Annotated in this window: 5 protein-coding genes and 1 riboswitch; all 5 genes read right to left on the bottom strand. The window is 43.2% G+C overall.

Annotation, left to right across the window (positions count from 1 at the left end):
• Positions 1 to 646: 646 nt before the first annotated feature.
• Positions 647 to 1,120: a molybdopterin synthase catalytic subunit MoaE gene (gene moaE, locus AB4496_RS23875; protein WP_009848639.1), complete on the bottom strand. Its 474-nt coding sequence runs from the start codon at positions 1,118 to 1,120 to the stop codon at positions 647 to 649.
• Positions 1,121 to 1,122: 2 nt separating this feature from the next.
• Positions 1,123 to 1,368, bottom strand: coding sequence for a molybdopterin synthase sulfur carrier subunit (moaD, locus tag AB4496_RS23870; RefSeq protein WP_009848640.1), 246 nt, complete (start codon positions 1,366 to 1,368; stop codon positions 1,123 to 1,125).
• A complete protein-coding gene (moaC, locus tag AB4496_RS23865; RefSeq protein WP_004734026.1) occupies positions 1,365 to 1,844 on the bottom strand; it encodes a cyclic pyranopterin monophosphate synthase MoaC in 480 nt (159 codons plus the stop codon). The genes moaD and moaC overlap by 4 nt, the downstream gene beginning before the upstream one ends.
• Positions 1,845 to 1,856: 12 nt before the next feature.
• Complete coding sequence (moaB, locus tag AB4496_RS23860) at positions 1,857 to 2,369, bottom strand: molybdenum cofactor biosynthesis protein B (RefSeq protein WP_009848641.1); 513 nt, start codon at positions 2,367 to 2,369, stop codon at positions 1,857 to 1,859.
• Between the two features lie 86 nt (positions 2,370 to 2,455).
• Positions 2,456 to 3,445, bottom strand: a complete 990-nt coding sequence (gene moaA, locus AB4496_RS23855; RefSeq protein WP_009848642.1) for a GTP 3',8-cyclase MoaA — start codon at positions 3,443 to 3,445, stop codon at positions 2,456 to 2,458.
• Positions 3,434 to 3,586, bottom strand: a riboswitch (molybdenum cofactor riboswitch). Its footprint overlaps the gene before it by 12 nt.
• Between the last annotated feature and the right edge of the window lie 175 nt (positions 3,587 to 3,761).

Below are 3,761 nucleotides of genomic sequence, written 5' to 3'. Positions count from 1 at the left end.
GTTTTTCGTATTGCATCCATGACTTCTTTGCTAAGTTCACTGAACGGCAGTGATTTAGATTTATTTAGCTTAAAATATAAGCATAAAAATCTAAAACCTTACAAAGATTGAGGCACACACTATCAACCATTGAAGTAATTTGCCATAAACAAGTCGCAAAAAATCGGATAATTCTCCGAAATACTCAAGGTATCAGTGTAAATATCTAATAAAATCCTAATGAATAGTGAGTTACACATAGGGATTTATTAAATAACAGCCTTTAGTGTTGATGTATCTGTGTTGATACTTTTTTTTAGCATCTTATGCTAGAACACCTTTGATAAGTTAACATTAATGCCACATTAAATCTAAGTGCACATCACATATCCCCTAAATAGACTGTACTATTTGTGAGGATTATCACTTTATACAAAACAGCATAATGCACTGCACCAAAACAGATGCAGAGCTGCACCAGTACAGAAAAAATAAGCCAAAGAATTTATATGCAACTCGAATGATTAATCATTTAATAAACACCCTATTTTTTATAAATGACTTTGTTGCACGCACAAAAAAACCGACGTTCAACGTCGGCTTTATTACCTAAGTCCTAACCTGAAATGCGTTATCACGTTAAGGACGAAACATTATGTGGGATAATTTACTTTTTCCAGCGCTCTGCAGCTTTGGTATCAGAATCGCGAGAATCAACCCAGCGAGTTGTTTCAGTGGTACGTTCTTTTTTCCAAAACGGCGCTTTGGTTTTGAGGAAGTCCATAACAAACTCGCACGCTTCGAAGGCAGCCCCTCGGTGCGCACTGGATACACCAACGTAAACAATCTGGTCACCGATATCTAGGTCACCAACACGGTGAATCACTCGCATCTTCTGAATAGGCCAGCGCGCTTCAGCTTGATCACAGATCTCGCTCAGCGACTTCTCTGTCATACCCGGATAGTGCTCTAGAGACAAACCAATCACGTTGTCGCCAAGGTTCATGTCGCGAACTTTACCAACAAACGTCACTACCGCTCCTGCAGCTGTGCCTTGAGCTAGATAATCGTATTCGTCACCCACAGAAAAATCTTCTGCCGTAACTAGTACTCTTGGATCAATAACTCGAGAGTCGTTCATGGCTAACCTCCAGTAACCGGTGGGAAGAAAGCCACTTCATCGCCGTCTTTCACTTCAGTTGTCAAAGGTACGATTGATTGGTTAAGCGCAGCCAGAAGTTTGCCCTCCTCCAATGCGATATCCCATTTGCCTTCTTGTGTTACAAGGTGGCTGCGAATCGCTTCAATAGTATTGAATTGTGCATCGACTTCTAGGCTATCGACACCGACAAGTTCACGAGTTTGAGCAAAGAACAGTACAGTAATCATGATTCCACCTTGAAGTGACCAGATTTACCACCCGTCTTCTCTAACAGGCGTACATTTTCGATAACAATGTCTTTTTGAACGGCTTTACACATATCGTAAATCGTTAGCGCAGCAACAGAAGCAGCCGTAAGCGCTTCCATCTCAACGCCCGTCTTACCCGCAAGTTTACAAACAGATTCAATGCGAACCTTGTTTTCAGACTCGATAGCTTCTAGCTGCACTTCGACTTTAGTTAGTAGTAGAGGGTGACACAGTGGAATCAAGTCCCACGTTTTCTTAGCCGCTTGGATGCCAGCAATACGTGCCGTCGCAAAAACATCACCCTTATGGTGGCTACCAGAAACAATCAGTTCTAGCGTTTCAGCTGACATTTGAACGAAAGCTTCCGCTCTCGCTTCGCGTACAGTTTCCGCTTTAGCCGATACATCGACCATGTTCGCTTCGCCAGACGCGTTAATGTGGGTAAATTGGCTCATGCTCAAACCACCTTATACAGAAAGATGTGGCATGAAGTTACAAGGACGGTGGCTAGCATCCATCTGTTGCTTGATGATCTTAGTCCAACCTGTACGGCACGCACCTGTAGAACCTGGCATCGCAAAGATAACCGTGTGGTTAGCAAAACCCGCGATTGCACGCGATTGAATCGTCGAAGTACCAATCTCTTCGTAAGACACTTGGCGGAATAGCTCACCAAAGCCTTCTACTTCTTTGTCGAACAGTGGCTTAAGTGCTTCTGGGGTGCTATCACGAGAAGTAAAACCCGTACCACCAGTGATCATGATCGCTTGGACGCTGTCATCAGCAATCCACTGAGATACGATCGCACGGATCTTGTACATGTCATCGATAACAATTTGCTTATCAACCACGTTGTGACCAGCTTTCTTAGCATGCTCAGCTAGGTAACCACCTGACGTGTCATTTTCTTCTGTACGAGTATCTGAAACCGTTAGTACTGCAATGTTCGCTGCTTGAAATTTGCTTTCTGCGTGACCCATTTGTTCACCTATATAAATTTTTCATTAGACTGATTCGCCCAGCTTAAAGAAGCTGAGCGATAAAATGCTTTAGAGTATATAGCGGGTTAACCGCCGATTGACGCCAAATTTGGAGTCATGCCGCTGTTGCCATCATGTAAGAAGTGACTAACGGACTTGGTTTGAAGCTGAGCCTGAATTCGATCAATGAGCTCTTGCTCTTGTTGATCTTCTTGAATCAGATCTCTCAGTTCAACACCGTGGTCGCCAAACAGACATAGGTGAAGTTTACCGGTCGCAGAAACACGCAGTCGGTTACAACTCTCACAAAAGTCTTTCTCGTAAGGCATGATCAAACCAATTTCACCCTTGTAGTCTGGGTGGACAAACACTTGCGCCGGGCCATCGTTAACAGCTTTGACTTTTAACAGCCAACCATTAGCAATAAGCTGGTTGCGGATCGCAACGCCAGACACATGGTGTTTATCGAACAACTCGTCCATCTCGCCGGTTTTCATCAGCTCGATAAAACGTAATTGAATAGGTTTGTCTTTAATCCAATTAAGGAAGGCTGGTAATTCCTGACTATTGAGGTCTTTCATCAATACGACGTTGACTTTGACTTGTTCAAAGCCAACCTCAAACGCTTTATCAATACCTCGCATAACCTCAGTAAACTTGTTCTCACCAGTGATCTGATGGAACATGCGCGAATCTAAGCTATCCACGCTCACGTTTATATGGGTTAAACCAGCATCACGCCATTGCCCTACTTGTTTCTCCATGCGGTAGCCATTCGTTGTGGTGGCTACTTTTTCAATGCCTGGAGTAGAAGCAACGGTATGTATGATTTCAGGAAAGTCTTTACGCAGACTCGGCTCTCCGCCAGTAATGCGGATCTTTGAGGTACCACAATCAGCAAACGCTTTAACAACGCGTTTGATCTCAGGAACACTTAAAAAAGACGAGTTTTTTTGCCCTGACGGTTTATAACCATCTGGCAAGCAGTAAGTACATTTAAAGTTACAGACGTCTGTAACCGACAAGCGCAAGTAATAAAACTTGCGATGGAATCTATCTTCGAATTGTTGCGCCACGGAACACCTTTCCAAACACGGGAGGCATAATCATTTCCAATTAAGCCCTTGTGACAACATGTCACTGGCTCTTGATGCGTATCGGTACAGCAAATACCACTGTGCGACTTAGCATGCGAGAGCTCGGAGTTATGGCAACTGCACTTTATATTCACACGCGCAGTAGCTGAGTAATAAAATACTTAATATTTGTACGTGAATCTAGCTTTGATGACAAAAAACGAGTCACATCGGCAAAAAAAACGTATCAAACCCTCAAAATAACTCTTGTTGAGTATCTGACGAGAAGCATTTAACCTAAATTATAGTTGGTAAT

It is taken from the genome of Vibrio sp. 10N.222.46.A1, assembly GCF_041473595.1.
Lineage (GTDB): Bacteria > Pseudomonadota > Gammaproteobacteria > Enterobacterales > Vibrionaceae > Vibrio > Vibrio tasmaniensis_A.
Note: the sequence above shows the minus strand (reverse complement) of the source record. Positions and strands in the feature narration are given on the sequence as shown.

What these genes read in the sequence shown, in the direction of transcription:
- moaE (WP_009848639.1), bottom strand. Translation starts at nt 1,120, where the DNA reads ATGAACGACTCTCGAGTTATTGATCCAAGAGTACTAGTTACGGCAGAA.
- moaD (WP_009848640.1), bottom strand. Translation starts at nt 1,368, where the DNA reads ATGATTACTGTACTGTTCTTTGCTCAAACTCGTGAACTTGTCGGTGTC.
- moaB (WP_009848641.1), bottom strand. Translation starts at nt 2,369, where the DNA reads ATGGGTCACGCAGAAAGCAAATTTCAAGCAGCGAACATTGCAGTACTA.
- moaC (WP_004734026.1), bottom strand. Translation starts at nt 1,844, where the DNA reads ATGAGCCAATTTACCCACATTAACGCGTCTGGCGAAGCGAACATGGTC.